General features: G+C 38.4%; 25 protein-coding genes and 1 pseudogene. 12 read left to right on the forward strand and 14 right to left on the reverse strand.

Annotated elements, in window-relative coordinates; genetic code table 11:
• Window positions 1-97 precede the first annotated feature (97 nt).
• On the reverse strand, window positions 98-955 hold the full coding sequence (locus H9648_RS04225) for a hypothetical protein (protein WP_191752686.1): 858 nt from the start codon (window positions 953-955) through the stop codon (window positions 98-100).
• A gap of 193 nt (window positions 956-1,148) precedes the next feature.
• Here H9648_RS04225 and H9648_RS04230 point away from each other — a divergent pair, with 193 nt between their 5' ends.
• Window positions 1,149-2,624 (forward strand): methyl-accepting chemotaxis protein, encoded by a 1,476-nt coding sequence (locus H9648_RS04230; RefSeq protein ID WP_191752687.1) that lies wholly within the window; start codon window positions 1,149-1,151, stop codon window positions 2,622-2,624.
• Between the two features lie 61 nt (window positions 2,625-2,685).
• Entirely contained in the window at window positions 2,686-3,180 is a 495-nt protein-coding gene (locus tag H9648_RS04235) for an NUDIX domain-containing protein (protein WP_191752688.1), read from the forward strand.
• Between the two features lie 28 nt (window positions 3,181-3,208).
• Here H9648_RS04235 and H9648_RS04240 read toward each other — a convergent pair whose 3' ends face one another.
• Together H9648_RS04240 and H9648_RS04245 are read right to left on the reverse strand one after the other, a co-directional pair.
• On the reverse strand, window positions 3,209-3,616 hold the full coding sequence (locus tag H9648_RS04240; protein WP_191753200.1) for a collagen-like protein: 408 nt from the start codon (window positions 3,614-3,616) through the stop codon (window positions 3,209-3,211).
• Between the two features lie 352 nt (window positions 3,617-3,968).
• Window positions 3,969-5,063, reverse strand: coding sequence for a hypothetical protein (locus H9648_RS04245; protein ID WP_191752689.1), 1,095 nt, complete (start codon window positions 5,061-5,063; stop codon window positions 3,969-3,971).
• 99 nt (window positions 5,064-5,162) lie between these two features.
• On the opposite strand from H9648_RS04245, the gene H9648_RS04250 reads away from it, so the two are divergent.
• Window positions 5,163-5,498: a ribonuclease M5 gene (locus tag H9648_RS04250; protein ID WP_191752690.1), complete on the forward strand. Its 336-nt coding sequence runs from the start codon at window positions 5,163-5,165 to the stop codon at window positions 5,496-5,498.
• Between the two features lie 102 nt (window positions 5,499-5,600).
• On the opposite strand, the gene H9648_RS04255 is transcribed toward H9648_RS04250, so the two are convergent.
• The 3 genes from H9648_RS04255 to H9648_RS04265 form a co-directional block, all read right to left on the reverse strand.
• Complete coding sequence (locus H9648_RS04255) at window positions 5,601-5,975, reverse strand: VOC family protein (RefSeq protein WP_191752691.1); 375 nt, start codon at window positions 5,973-5,975, stop codon at window positions 5,601-5,603.
• Window positions 5,976-5,993: 18 nt separating this feature from the next.
• Complete coding sequence (locus tag H9648_RS04260) at window positions 5,994-7,217, reverse strand: MDR family MFS transporter (RefSeq protein ID WP_191752692.1); 1,224 nt, start codon at window positions 7,215-7,217, stop codon at window positions 5,994-5,996.
• Between the two features lie 373 nt (window positions 7,218-7,590).
• Entirely contained in the window at window positions 7,591-8,223 is a 633-nt protein-coding gene (locus H9648_RS04265; RefSeq protein WP_191752693.1) for a DsbA family oxidoreductase, read from the reverse strand.
• Window positions 8,224-8,582: 359 nt separating this feature from the next.
• On the opposite strand from H9648_RS04265, the gene H9648_RS04270 reads away from it, so the two are divergent.
• Window positions 8,583-9,242, forward strand: coding sequence for a deoxynucleoside kinase (locus tag H9648_RS04270; RefSeq protein ID WP_191753201.1), 660 nt, complete (start codon window positions 8,583-8,585; stop codon window positions 9,240-9,242).
• Window positions 9,243-9,293: 51 nt separating this feature from the next.
• The gene (locus H9648_RS04275) at window positions 9,294-9,509 is read left to right on the forward strand and encodes a hypothetical protein (protein WP_191752694.1); all 216 of its coding nucleotides are present in this window, start codon (window positions 9,294-9,296) and stop codon (window positions 9,507-9,509) included.
• Window positions 9,510-9,522: 13 nt separating this feature from the next.
• Here H9648_RS04275 and H9648_RS04280 read toward each other — a convergent pair whose 3' ends face one another.
• The 5 genes from H9648_RS04280 to H9648_RS04300 all read right to left on the reverse strand — a co-directional run bounded on the left by H9648_RS04280 (window position 9,523) and on the right by H9648_RS04300 (window position 12,930).
• A complete protein-coding gene (locus H9648_RS04280; RefSeq protein ID WP_191752695.1) occupies window positions 9,523-9,873 on the reverse strand; it encodes a hydrolase in 351 nt (116 codons plus the stop codon).
• 58 nt (window positions 9,874-9,931) lie between these two features.
• Window positions 9,932-10,867, reverse strand: coding sequence for a magnesium transporter CorA family protein (locus H9648_RS04285; protein ID WP_191752696.1), 936 nt, complete (start codon window positions 10,865-10,867; stop codon window positions 9,932-9,934).
• A 78-nt stretch (window positions 10,868-10,945) separates the two neighbouring features.
• Window positions 10,946-11,320: a cupin domain-containing protein gene (locus H9648_RS04290; RefSeq protein WP_191752697.1), complete on the reverse strand. Its 375-nt coding sequence runs from the start codon at window positions 11,318-11,320 to the stop codon at window positions 10,946-10,948.
• An 11-nt stretch (window positions 11,321-11,331) separates the two neighbouring features.
• Complete coding sequence (locus tag H9648_RS04295) at window positions 11,332-11,754, reverse strand: DnaJ family domain-containing protein (RefSeq protein WP_191752698.1); 423 nt, start codon at window positions 11,752-11,754, stop codon at window positions 11,332-11,334.
• Window positions 11,755-11,973: 219 nt separating this feature from the next.
• Window positions 11,974-12,930: an ABC transporter substrate-binding protein gene (locus H9648_RS04300; protein ID WP_191752699.1), complete on the reverse strand. Its 957-nt coding sequence runs from the start codon at window positions 12,928-12,930 to the stop codon at window positions 11,974-11,976.
• 184 nt (window positions 12,931-13,114) lie between these two features.
• On the opposite strand from H9648_RS04300, the gene H9648_RS04305 reads away from it, so the two are divergent.
• The 6 genes from H9648_RS04305 (at window position 13,115) to H9648_RS04330 (ending at window position 17,844) form a co-directional block, all read left to right on the forward strand.
• The gene (locus H9648_RS04305) at window positions 13,115-14,125 is read left to right on the forward strand and encodes a FecCD family ABC transporter permease (protein WP_191752700.1); all 1,011 of its coding nucleotides are present in this window, start codon (window positions 13,115-13,117) and stop codon (window positions 14,123-14,125) included.
• The gene (locus tag H9648_RS04310; protein WP_191752701.1) at window positions 14,122-15,165 is read left to right on the forward strand and encodes a FecCD family ABC transporter permease; all 1,044 of its coding nucleotides are present in this window, start codon (window positions 14,122-14,124) and stop codon (window positions 15,163-15,165) included. Before H9648_RS04305 ends, H9648_RS04310 begins: the two co-directional genes overlap by 4 nt.
• Window positions 15,166-15,181: 16 nt before the next feature.
• Complete coding sequence (locus H9648_RS04315) at window positions 15,182-16,000, forward strand: ABC transporter ATP-binding protein (RefSeq protein WP_191752702.1); 819 nt, start codon at window positions 15,182-15,184, stop codon at window positions 15,998-16,000.
• Window positions 15,975-16,733, forward strand: coding sequence for an IucA/IucC family C-terminal-domain containing protein (locus H9648_RS04320; RefSeq protein ID WP_191752703.1), 759 nt, complete (start codon window positions 15,975-15,977; stop codon window positions 16,731-16,733). The genes H9648_RS04315 and H9648_RS04320 overlap by 26 nt, the downstream gene beginning before the upstream one ends.
• An 88-nt stretch (window positions 16,734-16,821) precedes the next feature.
• A complete protein-coding gene (locus tag H9648_RS04325; RefSeq protein ID WP_191752704.1) occupies window positions 16,822-17,106 on the forward strand; it encodes a hypothetical protein in 285 nt (94 codons plus the stop codon).
• A gap of 15 nt (window positions 17,107-17,121) precedes the next feature.
• Window positions 17,122-17,844, forward strand: a complete 723-nt coding sequence (locus tag H9648_RS04330) for a hypothetical protein (RefSeq protein ID WP_191752705.1) — start codon at window positions 17,122-17,124, stop codon at window positions 17,842-17,844.
• A gap of 35 nt (window positions 17,845-17,879) precedes the next feature.
• On the opposite strand, the gene H9648_RS04335 is transcribed toward H9648_RS04330, so the two are convergent.
• The 3 genes and pseudogenes from H9648_RS04335 to H9648_RS04345 form a co-directional block, all read right to left on the reverse strand.
• A complete protein-coding gene (locus H9648_RS04335) occupies window positions 17,880-18,242 on the reverse strand; it encodes a cupredoxin domain-containing protein (protein ID WP_191752706.1) in 363 nt (120 codons plus the stop codon).
• 116 nt (window positions 18,243-18,358) lie between these two features.
• Window positions 18,359-18,676 (reverse strand): annotated as a pseudogene (locus H9648_RS04340) (redoxin domain-containing protein); the annotation flags it as partial.
• A 15-nt stretch (window positions 18,677-18,691) separates the two neighbouring features.
• Entirely contained in the window at window positions 18,692-18,874 is a 183-nt protein-coding gene (locus H9648_RS04345) for a hypothetical protein (protein WP_191752707.1), read from the reverse strand.
• Between the two features lie 125 nt (window positions 18,875-18,999).
• Between H9648_RS04345 and H9648_RS04350 the strand changes: the two genes are divergently transcribed.
• Complete coding sequence (locus H9648_RS04350; protein ID WP_191752708.1) at window positions 19,000-19,704, forward strand: thermonuclease family protein; 705 nt, start codon at window positions 19,000-19,002, stop codon at window positions 19,702-19,704.
• The last annotated feature ends 11 nt before the right edge of the window (window positions 19,705-19,715 follow it).

Below are 19,715 nucleotides of genomic sequence, written 5' to 3' on the forward strand. Positions count from 1 at the left end.
GCCCTAAAGAATATAGAGCTGAAGCCGCTTAGCTGGTTTTTATTATTTTCACTGTCTACTTGACAGGGTGCAGTTCAAAAGGGTACGCTTTTTTAAACTATTTGGTTTGAAGAGTAGAAAGCATGGCCCAGATGGCTTGTTCCCATTTAGCCGCATTCTTATGTTCAGGCAGGTTCACCGTATATTTAACTTGATCACCGTTGTTTAAGTCTTGGATAATAATATACTTTTTGTAAGAATCTTTTGAAGCCGTAATAAATAACGATGACTTTTCAAATGCCTGTCCAGCGACCTCTTTTCCATTCACTTCACTTACTTCCCCGATTGCTTCAAGTTCATCCTTTGCCCATTCTTTTAGGTCATCAATAGAAGATTCTTCTGACAAAGGTTCTATTCTAACAAATGTCTCAGCAAATTTCGTAGCAAACAATAAATCTTTTCTAGGCTCTTCTGCTGTAAATTCAAAATCTGGCAGTTTGTAAAAATGGTATTCAAGTTCACTTTCTGTTAATACCGCGTCCTCTTCAACTGAAACTCCATCCACTATGTAAGTTAGTTTTTTTGTTAGGGCAGCCTCTGGCGCACTTTCTTCAGTAATTTGCTCAAGTACCCATTGTCCCTCGTTATTCTTCTTGTAAACGATGTTAACTTTTGATCCACCCCTCAAACTTTCGACAGCTTCCCTAACTTCGTCTGTTAGTCGAAGAACCAATGTTTCCCCTGCTGCTTCTACCTCAATAGAATTATTGTCAATCCTACCAATATACGTTCCTTCTTCTTCAATAGATGTCACTTCTTCGTTAACAGGTTCTTCTTTTTCCGCTTCTTTCTTTTCAGTTGGAGAAGATTCGTTTGTTTTCGGTGCTGGTTCTTCTTTCGTATTGGTGCTTTTTGGTTCGCTGCTACAAGCGGCAAGCAATAGTATGATAGTAAATAGCCAAGTCTTCTTTTTCATCGTTAATCACCTCGAATTAAAAGTTTAATAACAAAAAAATTTCATCTACTCTTCAGTTCTTATTAACAAATGTTCACGATTACAATATGTATCGAAACAACTAAAACAAAATTTGGAAAACATCTTAAATCCACATAGAATCCTGACGATATAAAAACAGTACTTATACATTTTAAAACGGAGATGACGAAATTTGAATCCATCATTTGCCTCAAATTTACAAACGAATAAACTGGTTACCAAAATGCTGTGGGGTATGTACTTTCTCGGTCTAGCAAGTACGTATGCTAGTACGAAAACCGTTAATAGTGTCCTGTTTTATGGTATTTCTGGACTCGCAATCCTTATATCACTCTCGATTTGGACGTACCGAAAGTGGGCTCCCTTCGCTGTTCAATATTTTGTTGTTATCGGCTTAACGATACTGACTGTTATCATGGCAGATTCAAACCCGAAGATTTCTACTTACCTGATGACTTATGTATGCCTGGCAGTCATCACGTTGTATCATAACTACCTTTCAATCTTACTATCGGGTATTAGTGGATTATTATTAACCAATTTCTTCTTTTTTCAATACAAAGAGACGATGTTTGCCGGACAAGACCCAAAGATTATTATCTCATTAAACGTTTTCTTAACTGTTATTACTGCTGCTCTAGTGGCACAGGCAAGAATAGGTCAGCGTATGCATGAAAATATTTTGATCGCAGAAAAACAGTCAGAGCAAGATAAGATTAAATTGGAAGAGTTGTTGAGTAAAATCAAAAATGCATCAGAAAACCTTCATCATTTTAGTCAGTCTGTAAAAGAAAACGTTACACGAACAGGTGAAATTTCAAGCAACATCACGTACGCTTTTACTGAAGTAGCAAAAGGTGTAGAATCTCAGGCTGTCAGTGTAGGTGGGATGAATCAATCTGTCACAAACACCAACGACGTAGCAAAAGGTCTTTATCAGCACTCCAATGATATGAGAAAACTTTCAGAGCAAACAGCCATCGTGACAAAAGCAGGAGAAAATCAAGTAATAGAACTTTCTTTGAAGATGAAAGAAGTAAGTGAGCTCATGCAGCAAACGAACACTCTAATGTTCGAATTAAATCAGCAAAGTGAATCAATAGAAGGAATCTTAACGACAATAGAAGAAATTTCTTCTCAAACGAATCTGCTTGCATTGAATGCTGCGATTGAGGCCGCGCGAGCCGGAGATCAAGGTAGAGGGTTTGCTGTTGTAGCAGACGAGGTTCGACGTCTTGCTGAGGATTCTCAACACTCTACAAAGCAGATCGGTGCAATTCTAGGAGAAATTCGTAACAAAGCTAAACAAGCCGCTCAATTTGTAGATGGTTCACAAGGAGTTGTCACATCCAGTCTGCAAGCGACAGAGAAAACAGCAGACAACTTCAGTCAAATTTTAGTGAACACCGATCAAGTGGCTGCACAGTCATCAGAAGTTCAAGAATTAATTAACCAACTGTATGAATCAACCGGATATATCGTTGGAGAAATTCATTCTGTTTCTGGAATTGCTGAAACATCAAGTGGTTCTGTTGAAGAAGTTCTTGCTTCTGTAGAAGAGCAGCATAGATGCGTAGAAGAAGTGGTTGATAGTTTCAACAAGTTCGAAGCGTTAACATCAGAACTCAATGAACTAGTAAAAGAATAATCATGCTACAATACCTTTTCATGCATGATGAAAAGGTATTTTTTCTGAGGGAGCTTATAAAATGCATAAACACAGAGGAATCTATTGTATTTGTTTGAACAAATCTGGAGAACTGCTCGTTATCGAAAAGAACGGTGGTCCTTATAAAAATCGCTTGGATCTTCCTGGAGGCACACCAAACGATGGTGAATCTGAATACGAAACGGTCATTCGTGAAGTTCTAGAAGAGACTGGCTTTATGGTGATAAAAGGTATAAAACTAGGTGAACGCTGTTATGAACTTCCTTGGAACTATAAGGAATGGACCCGGTCACAACATTCAGCGGTTTTCTTTGATTGCAAGATAGACATTCATTCCCAATCGGCTATAGCTGATATCCCAGATCAAGATTCTAGCGGAGCAAGGTGGATTCCTATTAGTGATCTAAAGAAGGATTGGTGCTCTCCTCTTGTATGGGAAGCAGCCCAATATGCTTTGACCAAACGCATTCCGTCTGAAATGAAAATATATGAAACATGGCGAGTACAAAAGAAACCACTATATCCTATAACTTAAAAAAACAACCGCACAAAGGCGGCTGTTTCTAGTAACAATAAAAGGAACTGATTTGGCGTGTATCCATACCAAAATAGATCCATCTATTGCCGGTCCAGCGAAATCCTGCAACCGATCTTCTACCTGCAAAAGTAAGCCATGCCCAGAATCCTGGTCCCCATGTTGGCCAGATATAGACATATTGGTACAAACAAGGTCTGATCGCGCCTGGATCAACAGCATAGACTCCTGGCTGACTTCCTCCGCCACCTCCACCTTGCAAACTAAAACCTTGCGCTTGGGATGGTGTAAATGATGGAGGTGCTGATGTTGGCGCCATTCCACCGCCACCACCGCCTCCTGGAGGTCCGCCTGGAGGGCCACCTGGTGGGCCAAACCCTTGCCCTCCGCCTTGACCGCCGCCTTGACCCGGAAAAGGTGGAAAACTTCTATTCATGCTCAATACGTTCAACTCCTATAAAATTGTATTCGGTTCATCTTATTCATATCGTGATGAAACGTATAGACAAGTAACCCGTATTACTATAAAAGGATTGCTTCATGCTGATTTCGGGTATATTACTTGAAACAACTATGATTTTTATAGGAGGATGAAAATGGGACGTATTAAAAAAGGTATTAAAGGAATGGCGGTTGCTTTTCTGATCAAACAAGGTAAAAAGAGGTTATTACCTATCATTAAAAGAAAATTAAAAAGCAGATAATAATAAAGAACTCCTTATTCTTGAGGAGTTCTTTTTGCTTGAATACACATATAACTTATAAAAAACAAATGAACATCAAACCGCTCAGCGCTTTAAATATATGAACTCTTCTCTTAAAAAACGCACCTCAAACTCTATCAGGGATTCACCTGTTTCTTCCTCAAACAAGCGGTAAAAATTCTTCTGTTTATTAATCAATAAGGATTTAATTTTAGATCGATTCCCGTCCCTTACTAATTGATCTATGGCATAATAGCTTTGTCTGTATGGACGGTGACTAGATTTTTTCCGATTTTCATATGCCCAATCCTTTACTGAGTGAAGCCTTGTGAAGGGAATGAAGTTTAGAGGTACAAAGATCGGCACCTCTCTTACACTCTGTTTCCCAGCATATTCTGCAATCCCCTCTTCAAACCATCTAGGCAGATGCCTATTATCCAGTTTATTTTCTAACAAATAACTAATAATCCAATGATGTGTATATTCATGTCCGACCAACTCTAGAAATTTATCAGAATTCTCATCCATGTCGTTAGTAACAAGCAGATGGATGGTTTCTTGAGAAGGTACGTACAATCCTTGCAAGTTTTCATAAGCATGAAACGGCAGATGTTGCTGAAAGATTAAAGGGTTTCGGTAGAGGATGATGGTTACAGGAAGGGCATCATGAACATCAATCCATTCGTTGTGAAAGGACTGCATCTTACGGATATGACGAATCGCAGATACTGCTAATTTCTCGTCTTGTGGTTCATAGAAAACTGAAGCGTTTTTCTCATTCATATTTTCTAGCGTTTTTAAAAAGGATACTCTTTCAAAGATTCTATCCTTTTCTACTAACATTGCTTCCAAATAAAATTGATTTTTTATTCTAGGAGATAAAGAGTGTGGCAAAGAGGTTTCGAGCGCATAATTGCCTACAGAAAATAGAGCTGTAGAGAAAGCGGTAAGAGTAATAACCATGAGGCTCGGCTGTATCCTTTTCATTACAAGCGTTTCTTTTCTCCCTATTACAAATCTAATGAATCGTATGCTAAATAAGAAAAAGCATACAAGAAGAATGAACACCCCGATCAGTAACCCTTCAATATCTCCTAACAACAAGAACAATCCATAAATACTAATAAGGGAAAAGAAGCTAAGAGAAAAAGTTCTTACAAGGATAATTAGCTTCTTCACAGTTTACACTCCCTTTGTCCAATAATTTTTTAGAAGTCGTACTATTATCGATATGCCCTCCATAAAATGTTAATGAATCTTAGTTTTACAGGAGGCGCTATGACCGGATACATTGTTGAAGGCAAAAGTGATCAACTGAGAGTACAAAGTGTTCATCCTCACGCCCATTTTGTCATTTTAAATGGCATTTCATTTCGGCATAAAGAACGAAGAGCGATTGAAGAAGCATTAATTCTTTGTGATGAAGTTTATGTATTAACGGATCCAGATGAGCCTGGTGACAAGATAGCTTCAAAGATCATGGAAACATATCCTGAGATCAAACGAATTCATATTGATCCGGAGAAAGCTAGAAATGTTAGAGAAAGTCGCTACAAGTATGGTGTAGAATACTGTTCAAACCAATATTTAAAAGAGACACTGCCAGGAATCTAATTCTCATTCATAGACTTCTTTACTGCTGTCTTATCACCTTCTTCCAATCATGACTCTTTACAAAGAAACAAAAAAAGACTGCAATTCATGCAGTCTTCATTTCTATTTACTCTCAAAAAATTCAAGTGATTCTTCATCTGGTCCGAAAAAGAAAAAGTATTTTCCATTAGGTAGCTCTGTAATTTCTTTATCTTTCATAACTACATCTTTTTTCTGCAACAACTCATACTGCTCTTCAATATTCTTTACAGAAAATGCAATGTGGTGGACCTTCCCCTCATTCGTAACTGGCCCTGTATATCCAGCGATTAACTCTACAAGCACTTTTCCTTCTACCCCTAAGAATGCCAACTCAACGGGTACGCTAGTATGATCAAAACGATCTAATAGATCTAAACCGAGTACCTCGGTATAAAATTTAATAGAGTTCCCCATGTTAGAAACCATAATTCCAGTATGTTCAATTCCAGTAATCATGCTGATTTTTCCCCTTTCTTAAGTTGAAGCAGATTGTTGTTCTAGGAGCGTTTTGCGGATACCTTCTCCGTATTGAAAGAATGGCAAGGACAGTAATGAGATAAGCGTTAGAATGCCAAACACATAAAACCCATGTTCAAAGCCAAACGTACTTAAAAGTAAGCCGCCAATCCACGGCCCCGCACTGAAACCAATCGATCGAAACGACATCGCTCCAAAATATGTACCTCTCATATGCTCAGGCGCTAAATCATCTAAAAGCACATCACTCATAACGAACACAATAATTTCTCCTACGGTTAAAAACACCATACTTATGACAAGAAACACCCAATTCGTTGATAGTCCAAATCCAAGCAAGGCAAGACTGAAAGCGAAGCTCCCAAAACGAAGTGCATTCATCGGCTGAAATCGTCTTACATAATTTGTGACTGGAAACTGAAGTAACAAAACCGTTATTGCATTTGTAACAACAAGATACGCAAAAAGCTTAACTCCATTCTCGAACTGAGGTGCGTTCCCTATATATTGCGCTAGAGTTGTATCCATTTGTGACTGTGCCATCATAACAATTGTATTTCCGATCAGAAAAAAAGCAAGCACTCTGTCCCTTAAAAGTACACCAATGGCAGACTTAATTGAGAACTTTCTCTCTTCCCCACCCTTTAACTCTTTGGAGTACCCTTTTAATGTAAAAACAATTAATAATGCATATAAGAGATAAGCGATCGCAGTAATGTAAAAAGCTTGAGTTGAATTTGAAGTACCTAGCTGCGTTCCTACAACCGGACCAACTGCAGCACCAACATTGATTGCAAAATATCTAGCATTGAAAACATGAAGCCGGTTTTCTTTTGTTGTTACATCTGCAAGCAATGCTCTGGAAATGGGTTCAAACCAAGAACGGCACAGTCCGTTTAACATGTTTAACACAAAGAAATGCCATACGAGGTCTGCTACAGCAAATCCAACAAAAACAGCACTCCATATGAAGATAGCAACTGTCATCACAGGAAGCCTCCCTATCCGATCAGATAGATAGCCCCCAAAGAAACCACCAAATGTACCCGTAAGAGCACTCACTCCAATTATCAATCCAACCATGGCAGGATCGATCCCTTTTTCGTTGTACAAATAAATGGCTAAGAATGGCATAGTCATAAAAAATGCCGCTCGTGTAAACAATGTTCCAGCAACAATTACGATGACTGCTGGATGCCACTTTTTAAGAAAATCTCTCATCCCCATTCCTTCTCTCTTCTATTCTGTTATTTACTCTATCATTATTTAAAGGACTAGAAAAAGAATTTTTACAAATTTTGAAACTTTTCCATTTTTCCTTCGTCTTATATAGGTGTACCCCCCTTTCCCGAAAAAAGCCCTCCCCTAATTTAGGGCTTTTTTCATTTTAAACAATTATCCTTTAGTCCGTCAGCGCGACTTTGTCACAAAGTGATAACGTTTATCAAAAAAATCACATATTCGGCCATTTTTAATAGTACCTTGCTATATTATAGACATCCCTATCAACAACCCCCTTTTTTCATTGTTAAGAACGAAAGAGAGCGCTAAGAAGGACGACCTTCTAAGCGCTCTTTTTTCATTATTTTCACTTTTATTCACATTCGTCGCCATCACAAAATTCAAATTTAGCATCCCTGATAGCGCCTCTTAATGCACGTTCGATATTAGCTTGAGGATGCAGGCCTTTTAATACTCTCTCACCAATAATAATAGTTGGGACTGCGGTAATGTTCAGGTCTTCTTTGGCTTCTTTCTGAATCCTCTCTCTTTCTTGCTTAAATTCACGAGATTCCAATGCTTGTTGAAAGGACTTGCCGTCTAGGCCAATTTCTTCAGCAATGTTTTGAAGTACATCAATCTTTCCGATATCTTTTCCGTTTTGGTAAAAAGAATTAAAAACAAGATGAGCATATTCTCTTTCCTTGTTGTGCCTTTTAGCAAACAATAATCCTTCATGAGCAAAGAAAGTATGAGGTTGAGGAGATACTTCTGGCAGTATCATATCAACACCCATTTTCTTTGTTAGAGGCTGAACAGACTCTTGCCACGATCTTTGTAAATAATCTTCTTCAGGACGTAATGTTTTCTGTGGAAACGGTCTGAGTTCGTATGGCATCCACTCAATCTCAACATCTTTATCTTCGGTCGCTTTTAATAATGGCGTTTCTGCTAAGTAACAATATGGACAAACAAAATCGGAATATACTCTTATTTGGATGGTCATGTTTAGTATCCCCTTTATTACAACTTCAGTTCTATATTTTATTGTTTTCACTTGTGACGCTTATGATATTTCCAGCACAATCAATGTACAAGCAATAAGACTTATCACAATACCGCCAAAACTATGATTTCTTTAAAATAAAGTAATGGTGTTTGTTCAGAGTTTCGAGTATTTCAAAATGATTAATAAAAACAACCTCTGTTCACCTTTTGTATTACATGATATATTTAGAAAGGCTTTATCGCTTACATACCATATATTGATATTTATAACTTATGAATACATATGTTCTACACAAGTTGCCTCACTGGCTACAGTGCCTATGAAGCACCATTTTAGGAGGATATACCGTGATTTTAATGGCAGGTATGATCGGTACAGGTAAGTCTACATATGCTGAATTCTTGAGCGAGCAGCTAGGAAGCTCTATCTTTTATGAAAGTGTCGTTGACAATCCTATTTTACCCGATTATTACAAAAATCCGAAGCGATGGGCTTTCCCGCTTCAAATTTATTTCTTAAACACACGTTTTAAGACGATTCGTGAAGCACGTACAAGTCCAGACAATGTTCTGGATCGAAGTCTTTACGAAGATCTAATCTTTGCCGAACTGAACTTTGATTCAGGAAACATGACACAGCTTGAATTTGACACATATAAAGACTTACTTGAAACGATGATGAACGAAATCGACAAAACTCCAAAGTTACGTCCTGATTTGCTTGTCTATTTGGATAGTGATTTTGAGACTGTACTAAGTCGTATCCGCCAACGAGGTCGCTCATATGAGCAGATTGAAGAAAACCCTGAACTTTTGGCATATTATAAAACACTCCATGCCAAGTACAAAGACTGGATTAAAGCCTACGATAAAACACCAGTTTTGATTATAGAAAGTGACCAGTACAATATCTTTAATACGGATGATCAAAAGCAACTATTAACGATTATCAAAAGAGAATTAACTCGGTTGGATTCTCTCAACAAAGAGCCTGCGGTTATGCATGAAACCCACTGATTGAACAAAGAATAAAGAACAAACAAGCTTTAAGGAGTGATTACAATTTTTTTGATCATTATGGGCTTAACTGTTCTTATTGTTGGTTTAGGGTTTTGGTGGACATGGAAACTAGGTAAAAAACAACAAACTTCATATACTGAAGATGAAGTTAATCCTGCTGTTACCCGACACACAGCATTGCTGAATCCTATATTGTTAACTTATATCGGAATGGCAATTGCTTTTGTTATCATCATTTATGTTGTATATTTTGCAATGAGATAGTAAAGACCAGAGATTATTCAATCTCTGGTCTTTTTTCTGGTATCCCTGGATGCTCAGGGTTCCAAAGGTCCATTGTCTCAATAAACTGTCTTGTTTCTTCCTGACCTCTATCATGGATAAACCCGTAGACTTCTCTTAATTTCGAATCATATCGATCGTTGTCCCGATCGTTTGAATAAGGAATATAAGGTAGATGATTACGTACAAAAGTATCATTTGCCGTGCTTTCCATTTCCTCGAACATTTTAGTAAGTTTCCATACATCATCTTCTGACGCAGAAATTTCAAATTGAAAAGTAGATGCAGTTTTAACAGGTAAGATTTCACCTGTTTCCACATTAATGTAGTAGGGTCTTTTTTCCATTTTAGACCTCCTTCTTTTACTCGTATTTTCCGCAGTTCGGTAACAATTTATGTAAAGGTCACCACCATTTTTTCTTCTTAAAATAGCTCATGATTACAACAGGTAAAACTAAACAAAGAGTTAAAACGTAAAAATACCCATAGTGCCATCTAAGTTCAGGTATGTATTCAAAATTCATGCCGTAAAGACCCGCGATAAATGTAAGGGGAATGAAAACAGCACTAACGAGCGTCAACGTTTTCATGATTCTATTCATGTGATCGGACTTTAAAGACATTTGCAGATCTAAAATTCCTTTTAAATTTTCTTTAAAACTGTCAAAAGCAGTTGTTACTCTTGAGAAGGAGGATAGCAAATCTTTAAAGTAAAAACCTGATTCTTCATTTGCGTATTCGAAGTCATCATGACCCATTTTCTGTATGATGCTCTCTTCTGCTTCAACATATTGTCTAAGCTTGTGTAAGCGAGTCTTCCAACGATACACGTCCCGTCCGATCTCACGTTTTTGTGGATCGATAAACACACTCTTTTCGAGCTCTAAAAACTCATCTGAAAGTTGATCAACAACTTCTAGATAGGAATTAACGATATCCTTCATGAGATAGTACAGCATATAGCTAACATGTTTCATGTGTTCAGGATTGTTCGTGAAATCTTTAACTAGCTGTTCCCTAAAGGAAATTTCGTGTTCACTCATAACAATCAAATACTTTTCACCGATTAGAAGGTTAATCCTAATCGGTTCATAATTTTCAGATCCCAAATAAAACGTTGAAACAACAGCATGATTGGCATAAACATTAAGTTGTGGATGTTCAGAAAAATTCATAAAAGCATTCTTAGCTAACGGATGAAGATCAAGCTGCTCTAATATATCGTCTTGATCCATTTCTTTAAGAGATTGATAAAACATCCAGATGGTTTCGTTCTCTTTTGGCATGTCAAAGTGTTCAATGCGTTCGGTTTGATTCGTAGCTTCTTTATACATTAACATCTCATGAACTCCTGGCCGTTTTTCTCTATCTTTCCCATAAGTTCAGATTCACATGACAAAAAAAATAACCCTTTATGTTTAAAGGGTCACTGTACTAATACTTTTTACTTTTTTCACAACTACTCTGTCTCCTTGTGCAGGTGGATGAGAAGTTAAAAGAAACTCAACAGGCAAACTCGATTCGTTTCGAACTTGATGGGTTGTCCCTGCAGGAATATCTAATCCTTGATGCGCGCTAAGGATAATTTCTTCACCATCTTTTTCGATCAACAGTTCTCCGTTCAAAACAAAGAAAAATTGATGGGAAAACACATGATAATGTCTTACCTCAGCTGTTTGAGGGGGCATTCTTTCTTGTATGATGCTTAGATTCCCTTGCTTTAGAAGGTGCCAGCCATCACATGCATCTCCCCATTGATAATGTTCTGCATTTAATGTACTTTTCTTTGCCATACACCCTCCAATTATTTATTCAAAAAGTCCTCCAGGTTTATCTTCATCCTTTGTGCACTAGGTGGACAAGTTAAGTTATACTGAAAGACTTTTTGGTTAATGGTCTCTACGGTCTTTTTAATGTTGAACTCTACAGTATACGTTTTTAGCTCTTCTTTTAATACGTCTATCTCTTGACCAAGTTTCACCCAACTAGGGAGAATGTTATTATCTTTCATTACTTTATGAAGACGCTTCTCCGGATTGTAAGTAAGATCTTCATCTAGATTAAGGGGCTTACCTAAGCCTTCTAAATCATCAAATGCACCTTCTTTACGTGCGCGGTTAACGATGGTTGTAATGTGATCTTCATAAAACCAAGCATTGGTTTGCTCGTCTTTCATTAGGATTTCACGTTGCTGCAGTTCCTTTTCGAGCGATGGTTTTTTGTTCATTACAAAAACCTCCAGGAATAATTTTTTCTATACTTATACATTATGTTTATTATTCCTAATCCCTTGGAAAATTTATGGCAGATTTATTGCAAAATTGTGTACAAATTAAGAACGCCTTTCGTCCGGGTTAACTTCACCCAAGTTCAATTATAGATAAAAACTGGAGTTAACTGAAGAAGAAAAAAGGAAGCGACTGCTCGCTCCCTCTCTATAACACGCTTATTTTTTTAAGAAGTATTTCTCAAGATCATCTAACATCAAGTTTGCAGCTTTTACTCCACCAGCTGTATTCCAGATTGCATCACTTACTTTGTATGCTTTATCTGCTTTAACAACTTCAAGGTTTTTCCAAAGCGGGTTACCTGTCCATTCTTTTTCAGTGTCAGTCGCTTTTCCATCTCCAGCTTCGTACGTAAAGTAGAACAGAATGTCACCATTCATATCAGGGATACGTTCTTGGGTTACTTCTTCCATAAAATCATTCTGGCTTTGATCACCAGGACGTGCAAATCCAACTTGATCAAGAATCACACCAGAGAAAGAATCTTTATGATAGATACGAGATGTTCCAGGTAAGAAACGAACCACTGAAACTTCTGTTTTTAATTGATCTGCTGCCTCTTTCTTCATATCTTCAATACGCTTGTCGAATGCAGCTAGAACTTCTTTTCCTTTTTCTTCTTTATCTAATGCTTTTGCGTATAGTTCAAAGTTGATCTTCCAATCACCACGAAGCTCTTCTGAAAATACAGTTGGTGCAATCTTATTTAATTCGTCATATTGTTTCTCTTGACGCTGTTTGTTTCCGATGATTAAGTCAGGCTTTAAAGCTGCGATCTTCTCAACGTTCACAGCACTTTCGTCACCTACTACTTCAACGCCATCCATGTCACTCTTAATATGATCATACCAAGGGTCACCTAACCAAGATTTAACGGCTCCAACCGGTTTTACCCCAAGAGCTAGCACGGCTTCAGTACCTTCGTTTGTTAGAACAACTACTCTCTTGTTTTCCTTAACTTCTGTTGTCCCCATCGCATGTTCTACTTTATAGGAGGCAGAAGAACCTTCTGATTTTTCTTCTTTTTCTTTATCTTTCCCGCCGCATGCTGCCAATGCAAGCATTAACGTTAACACCGCTGCGAACGCAAGCCATTTGTATGTAATTTTTTTCATTCTATTTTCTCTCCCCTTTTTATAATGTAAATGATAATGAGAATCAATTACAATTCGTATCATAATATGTTATGAATACGTTGTCAACAACTAAATGATAATGATTTTCAAAGTCATTGACAGAAACCTACTTTACTTTTAAACTGATAAATGAGAATAACTTTCATTAATAAAAGAGGCTCTGATGAACGGAATATTATACGGAAATAAATTGAAGACAGCCGGGCTTATCATTGGCATAATAATCGCGCTCATTATAATGGTCTTAAGTGTTGTGCTGGGTTATACAAACACTTCACTAAAACAAGCTATTGAAGCGTATACGGCTTTTAACGGCTCAAACGAACATTTAATTATTCAACTATCTCGAGTCCCGCGTTCACTTGTAGGTATCGCTGTTGGAATCTCTTTAGGGATCGCCGGCGTTCTCATGCAAGCGCTCACTCGAAATCCAATTGCATCTCCGGATATCTTTGGTGTAAATGCCGGTGCTGGATTTTTTATTGTTTTTGGTGTTACTTTTCTCGGAATCTCATCCATACAGCAATTTATGTGGATCGGTTTCTTAGGAGCTGCAGTTGCTGCAGGTTTGGCTTATGCATTAGGATCTGCTGGCCAGGGTGGACTTACACCTGTTAAATTGACACTTGCTGGAGCTGTTATGGCCGCTCTTTTTGCATCTCTCACGCAAGGAATGCTCGTCACCAATGAAAAAGCGCTAGATGAAGTTCTATTCTGGTTAGCCGGTTCAGTAGAAGGAAGAAAACTTTCTATGCTAGTCGCAGTCTTACCTGCACTTGTTATCGCTTGGGTGATTTCCCTCTTATTATCAAGGCAGTTAAACGCCTTTGCGCTTGGTGAAGATGTTGCCATCAGTTTAGGACAAAAAACAGTTGTTTTTAAACTAGCTGCAGCTCTCATGGTTATCATACTAGCTGGAGGATCAGTTGCCATTGCTGGCCCCATCAGTTTCATAGGAATTGTTGTTCCTCATTTTGCTAGGTATCTGGTAGGAAATGATCACCGCTGGATCGTGCCATACTCTGCTATTATCGGTGGCATTATGCTCGTCGTTGCAGATATCGGCGCACGTTATATCATCATGCCTGAAGAAGCACCTGTTGGAGTTGTAACAGCTCTGATCGGAACACCATTCTTCATATATATTGTTCGAAAAGGAATTTTTCAAAAATGAGAAAGTACTGGGTCTTACAGCGTAAATCATTTTCTTTTTTAATTGATAAAAAAACGACTGTTAGTATCATTGCCCTAACACTAGGAGCAATAGCTGCCATGCTATTAAGTATCGGTGTCGGTGATATGTATATTGCACCGTGGGATGTGTTCAATGCATTAATCGGAACAGGGCTAGATATTAACCAGCTCATCATTACTGAATTTAGGCTGCCAAGGGTATTAGTCGCTTTTATTGCAGGAGCCTCACTCGCTCTTTCGGGTGCCATCTTGCAAGGCATTATCCGTAACCCTTTAGCCTCTCCCGATATGATCGGAATAACAGGTGGTGCAGGTTTTGCTGCAGTTGCCTTTCTAACTATGTTCAGTGATGACTCAAACAACCTTTTATTGAGTATTAATTATTTACCACTGTTTGCTTTTGGTGGCGCTACTATCGTTGCTTTCTTAATTTATGTATTAGCTTGGAAAGACGGGGTTACACCAATTCGTCTCATATTAATAGGAATCGGGCTTATGGCTTTATTACAGGCTCTAACAACGCTCATGATGCTCATGGGACCAATCTATAGAGCGAGTCAGGCCACTATATGGCTTACTGGAACCGTGTACGGTACTTCTTGGAATGAAGTAAAAGCATTGCTGCCGTGGTTTATTGGATTGATTCCGATCTTAGTACTTCTCGTCCGCCGTTTGAACATTCAAGGATTTGGTGATGACCTTACAAAAGGAGCAGGAATCTCAGTTCATCGTGAACGTTTCTTACTTTTAATGGTCTGTACAGCTCTTGCAGGTTCAGCAGTAGCGTTTGCAGGTGCGATGGGGTTTGTTGGTCTTATCGGACCACATATCGCTAGAAGAATTTCAGGATCATCGTTCGGCGGCTTGTTTCCAGCTTCGGCTTTGATCGGGGGTATCATGGTCGTATTGGCAGACCTTGCCGGACGTACCTTATTCTCACCTTTAGAAGTACCGGCCGGTGTTTTTACAGCGGCGATCGGTGCTCCGTACTTTATCTATCTTTTATTTAAAAACCAATAACAGGAGTGGATGACAGATGGCTGTAATAACAACCTCTAACCTAACATTAGCTTATGGAAAAGAACCGATTATCGACGAGTTGAACCTGCAGATCCCTAAAGGTAAGATCACCGTCTTGATCGGAAGCAATGGTTGTGGTAAATCCACCCTGTTACGTTCTATGGCAAGACTATTAACTCCTAAAGGTGGCCATGTTTTGCTAAATGGTAAAGATGTAGCGAAACGGTCTACAAAACAAGTAGCAAAAGAATTGGCAATCTTGCCACAAGGACCAATTGCTCCAGAAGGATTAACTGTTCTACAACTTGTTAAGCAAGGCCGCTTTCCTTATCAATCATGGCTGCAGCAATGGTCACAAGAAGACGAAAAGGCCGTAATGAATGCGCTTCGTGCGACAAATCTTATTCCCTATATGGAAACACCTGTTGATTCACTTTCAGGTGGTCAGCGTCAGCGTGCTTGGATCGCTATGACACTGGCTCAAGGAACAGAGACGATTCTATTGGATGAACCTACTACGTACTTAGACATGACACATCAAATTGAGATTCTCGATCTCCTATTTGAGTTAAATGAAAAAGAAAAGCGAACAATAGTTATGGTGCTTCATGATTTGAATCTTGCTTGCCGTTATGCTCATCATATTGTTGCGATTCAAGATAAAACCGTCTATGCAGAAGGTGCACCTGAAGAAATTATGAACGAACAATTAGTGGAAGAAGTATTCCAGATGTCGAGTACCGTGATTCCTGATCCAGTTTTCGGCACACCAATGTGTATTCCATATGGAAAGGGGCGAGTCGTTCGACATGTCAATACTCCTCAGTACGCCTAAGTCAAACGGTTGGACAGCAGAAGAAAAAAATCATATCAGTTCGAACTATCGCTTCTCTTTTCAAGCACCATATGAGAATGAAGTTGTCGTTTCTGCCGAACAGCTGTTGAGCTCTGATTATCTGCTTCAATTTTTGGATCAAACAGGACCGCGTATCGGTTCGAACAAACGCCCTGTAACGGCGTCTCTATTCTTCAAACGCTATGCGTATTGTAGTTTAACTTCCTGTTTATATGGAATGACTATTCTTAATAAGTCATTCGATATGAACATAAAAAATGTATATCTTATCGATCACAACTCCGATAGCATGTGGCTTCCATCATTCACACTGAAAGATGCGTCTGCTCGCATTGCCGACGAAAACAGAGCAGATTGGCGCTCTTCTGTCATTGAAACACTTTTTAAAGAAAACATGTCTGTCATGTTGAATCATATTGCGAGCACTGCACGCATCTCTAAAGCAACTCTTTGGGAGAACGCTTGGATTTACATACGCTGGATATATGAAACGTGGTTAACGGAAGAGCATCCAGCAGAAGTTAAGCAAAGAATCCAAGAAGATTATGCATTCTTTATGGAAGCACATGCTTTTCATTTTGGGTTAACGAAAAACCCATTCCATCGTTTTGCAGCTCCGATTGGCTGCGGACCTACTAAGACCCGTAAGACTTGCTGCCTTTATTACAAAACAGATAACGGGACTTGCTGTTCTACATGTCCAAAGCGATAAAATCGAGGCTTTCTGTCCTCGATTTTTTGTTTTTTCTTGATCAATTACGGGTAATTTAGTATAGATAGATTGATTGGAGGCGATTGTATTGATGTGGTTATGGATTTTCTTAGCTGTATGCGCAGCTGCAGCTCTATTTATTTTAATTCCAGGAATTAAGGCCATGAAGGAATCAATGGGTACCGTTCAACAAATGAAGAGCACTGGAGACAGCATTACCGCTCGGATGAATGATGTAAAAACGCAGCAGCAACTTCTTCAAGAGAAGAAAGATTACTTAAGATATGACATTTACCAAAAGAAAAATAGTTTTTCAGCTGTTAAAGAAGGGTTCACAGATTTAAAAGATACCTTTAAGAAAATAAAAAACTAAAGGAATATGATAACCATGCGGATTACAACTTTTGTAATGGCTGCGATCGAACAGCCTGATGATGATATATTGAGTGAATTGCACGAGGAGGAATTGCCCTCTTATGAAATCTCAAAAAAAGGGTTGTATACCGCATATGCCTTGGAATCTGGTGAACGTTTAATTAAGGACGAAAAAGATACGTGGTATGTGTGTGCTTCTTTTGAAAGAAAAACGCTTCATGAGATCAAATATGGCAGACAGCTCTTTGCACCACCTTATACGGATATTCCTATGGAACAACTACCTTTTGTAGAGTTGCTGCAACGAAATAATTGGACTCCGTTACACGCTCATTATGATAAAGCATTGTGTCATGTCATAGCTGAAGTAGATGACATGGATTCCGTTTCATTAGAATTTCAATCCAGACTAGCACATGCTGATGGAGATGACGATCCGCAAGTTGCACACTCTCTTCATTACATAGAATCTAAGCTGAACGGTAAACGCACCCGATTTATTTCAGGTTGGGAATCTCATTCTTTTGCAACTATTACGGAAAGTGATGAATTTGCTCAAAACATTCTTCTTCCTACGTCTTCTTGGCTCTATCTTTTGTATTTTGAACATTTTCTACATCACAAAGGATCGGTTCCATCAGACCAGATGATGCCAAGATTATTAGGTAATCTATGGGCTTCTACAGGAAATGAAGTTCCTTACAATAAGGAGCTTGTACAGATTAAAAAGTTATAATTAAAGCCTCTAGCATTTAGCTAGAGGCCCATTATTTATTTTACAACAAGTTTTGATACCATATCCGCATGACCGTTTCCACAAGGAACGCTGCATCGAAGAGTATATTCACCGGGCTTTAAATTTACAACATCAGAAGAACCACCTGTTACGTTCACGTCTTCTCCCTCGATCATGACCGCGTGGTTGCCATCAACGTTTTCAAGTTTAAGAGCTACATCTTTATTTGCTGGAATTTCATACTCTTTTTTATCAAATTTAAAATTACTAGCTTCAATTGTAATCGTTTCTTCCGCATTCTTTGTGCTTTTTTCTTTGTCTTTTCCTCCACCGCAAGCTGCCAATATTCCAATAGCTAGAACTGCGATCGCTGCAAGCCATAAAGATTTTTTTAGCATGGAAAATCCCTCCTAGAGTCTTTCTACTTTCATTATAACCCCATTTTATAACAACTAGTATGGAGAAACTGTGACAGATAACGAATCCCGAAAAAAATAGTCCGTTGGTTGTCGGACTATTTCTCTAACTTCTTATATTCTTTATGAATCTGTTTAGACGTTTGATCGATCTCTTCTCCCCAATGGTCGTTCACCTTAGTAACGATAACCTTTCCTTCCTTGTCGATCAGTGCGTAACCACGTTTAGCTACACTGTCCCCTTTCATATCCAAATGGTCAATGAGCTTAAATTCCGGATCAGATAAAAACGGAAAAGCAGGTTTCATCTCTTTGTGAAGGAAAGACAGATGCTCAACCGTATCAGAGCTTACCGCATAGATATTTACATCCATATCTTTAAATTTACCTATATTTCCATTCAGCTGAACCAGCTGCTTTTGGCAGAGACCTCAGCCAGCTGTTGTAAATAAAAAAATGAGTGACGGTTTGTCAGATGGAAAAACAACTACAGGTTCACCGTTTTGATTTTCTAGCTTTGCCTCTTTTATTTTTGAATCATTTCCACATCCAGCAGCCACAAGCATAAGAACGATAGCTACGCAAATACTGAAATTTTTATGTATCTTTTTCATGCCAATCCCCTTTCTTACGTTTCAAAGTAATTATGTATGGTAATCTATAATCTCTACGATCTATCATTTATTATAATAGTAAATGGTAAAGCATATGCAATAAATTAAATATGAAGGATGTTTCCATGTTAAAGAAATTGTTAATCTCTATTATTAGTATCGTGTTCCTTATGTCTGGCTGTAGTTATTTGACTTCTAACGATGAACAACGAATTCCTGTAAAGGTTGAAAAGGTTGTTGACGGAGATACGATCAAAGTTCGAGTTGATGGTAAGTTAGAAACCGTTCGTTTTCTGCTCGTGGATACACCAGAAAGTGTTCATCCTTCTAAACCGATACAGCCCTTTAGCAAAGAAGCTAGTAAACACGCAGGAGATATGTTAAAAGACGCTGATGTTCAGTTAGAGCTTGGTATTGGAGAACGAGATAAGTACGGTCGTCTTCTCGCTTATGTCTATGCAGATGGGAAAAGCGTTCAGGAAAGCCTGCTAAAGAAAGGATTAGCACGTGTAGCCTATGTGTTCGAGCCGAATACGAAGTATGTAGATCAGTACGAAAGTATACAAAAACAAGCCCAAAAAGAGGGTGTCGGTATTTGGAGCTTAGAGAACTATGTTCAAGAAGATGGTTATGTATCAGATAATGATGAAGATAAACCTGAAGACCAAGCCAAAAATGAAGATTGTACGATAAAAGGTAACATCAGCTCTTCTGGAGGTAAAATTTATCATCTGGAGAGTGGACGCTATTATAAAGTGACAAAGCCCGAAAAATGGTTTTGCACCGAAAAAGAAGCGATGGATTCGGGATTTAGAAAATCTAAACAATAATAAAAACCGCT

Source organism: Fictibacillus norfolkensis (assembly GCF_014836645.1).
GTDB lineage: Bacteria > Bacillota > Bacilli > Bacillales > Fictibacillaceae > Fictibacillus > Fictibacillus norfolkensis.

Excerpts from the sequence above, each read along its gene's own strand:
- H9648_RS04225 (WP_191752686.1), bottom strand. The coding sequence starts at position 955 with ATGAAAAAGAAGACTTGGCTATTTACTATCATACTATTGCTTGCCGCT.
- H9648_RS04235 (WP_191752688.1), top strand. The coding sequence starts at position 2,686 with ATGCATAAACACAGAGGAATCTATTGTATTTGTTTGAACAAATCTGGA.
- H9648_RS04240 (WP_191753200.1), bottom strand. The coding sequence starts at position 3,616 with ATGAATAGAAGTTTTCCACCTTTTCCGGGTCAAGGCGGCGGTCAAGGC.
- H9648_RS04250 (WP_191752690.1), top strand. The coding sequence starts at position 5,163 with ATGACCGGATACATTGTTGAAGGCAAAAGTGATCAACTGAGAGTACAA.
- H9648_RS04255 (WP_191752691.1), bottom strand. The coding sequence starts at position 5,975 with ATGATTACTGGAATTGAACATACTGGAATTATGGTTTCTAACATGGGG.
- H9648_RS04260 (WP_191752692.1), bottom strand. The coding sequence starts at position 7,217 with ATGAGAGATTTTCTTAAAAAGTGGCATCCAGCAGTCATCGTAATTGTT.
- H9648_RS04265 (WP_191752693.1), bottom strand. The coding sequence starts at position 8,223 with ATGACCATCCAAATAAGAGTATATTCCGATTTTGTTTGTCCATATTGT.
- H9648_RS04270 (WP_191753201.1), top strand. The coding sequence starts at position 8,583 with ATGGCAGGTATGATCGGTACAGGTAAGTCTACATATGCTGAATTCTTG.
- H9648_RS04280 (WP_191752695.1), bottom strand. The coding sequence starts at position 9,873 with ATGGAAAAAAGACCCTACTACATTAATGTGGAAACAGGTGAAATCTTA.
- H9648_RS04285 (WP_191752696.1), bottom strand. The coding sequence starts at position 10,867 with ATGTTAATGTATAAAGAAGCTACGAATCAAACCGAACGCATTGAACAC.
- H9648_RS04290 (WP_191752697.1), bottom strand. The coding sequence starts at position 11,320 with ATGGCAAAGAAAAGTACATTAAATGCAGAACATTATCAATGGGGAGAT.
- H9648_RS04295 (WP_191752698.1), bottom strand. The coding sequence starts at position 11,754 with ATGAACAAAAAACCATCGCTCGAAAAGGAACTGCAGCAACGTGAAATC.
- H9648_RS04300 (WP_191752699.1), bottom strand. The coding sequence starts at position 12,930 with ATGAAAAAAATTACATACAAATGGCTTGCGTTCGCAGCGGTGTTAACG.
- H9648_RS04305 (WP_191752700.1), top strand. The coding sequence starts at position 13,115 with ATGAACGGAATATTATACGGAAATAAATTGAAGACAGCCGGGCTTATC.
- H9648_RS04310 (WP_191752701.1), top strand. The coding sequence starts at position 14,122 with ATGAGAAAGTACTGGGTCTTACAGCGTAAATCATTTTCTTTTTTAATT.
- H9648_RS04315 (WP_191752702.1), top strand. The coding sequence starts at position 15,182 with ATGGCTGTAATAACAACCTCTAACCTAACATTAGCTTATGGAAAAGAA.
- H9648_RS04320 (WP_191752703.1), top strand. The coding sequence starts at position 15,975 with ATGTCAATACTCCTCAGTACGCCTAAGTCAAACGGTTGGACAGCAGAA.
- H9648_RS04330 (WP_191752705.1), top strand. The coding sequence starts at position 17,122 with ATGCGGATTACAACTTTTGTAATGGCTGCGATCGAACAGCCTGATGAT.
- H9648_RS04335 (WP_191752706.1), bottom strand. The coding sequence starts at position 18,242 with ATGCTAAAAAAATCTTTATGGCTTGCAGCGATCGCAGTTCTAGCTATT.
- H9648_RS04345 (WP_191752707.1), bottom strand. The coding sequence starts at position 18,874 with ATGAAAAAGATACATAAAAATTTCAGTATTTGCGTAGCTATCGTTCTT.
- H9648_RS04350 (WP_191752708.1), top strand. The coding sequence starts at position 19,000 with ATGTTAAAGAAATTGTTAATCTCTATTATTAGTATCGTGTTCCTTATG.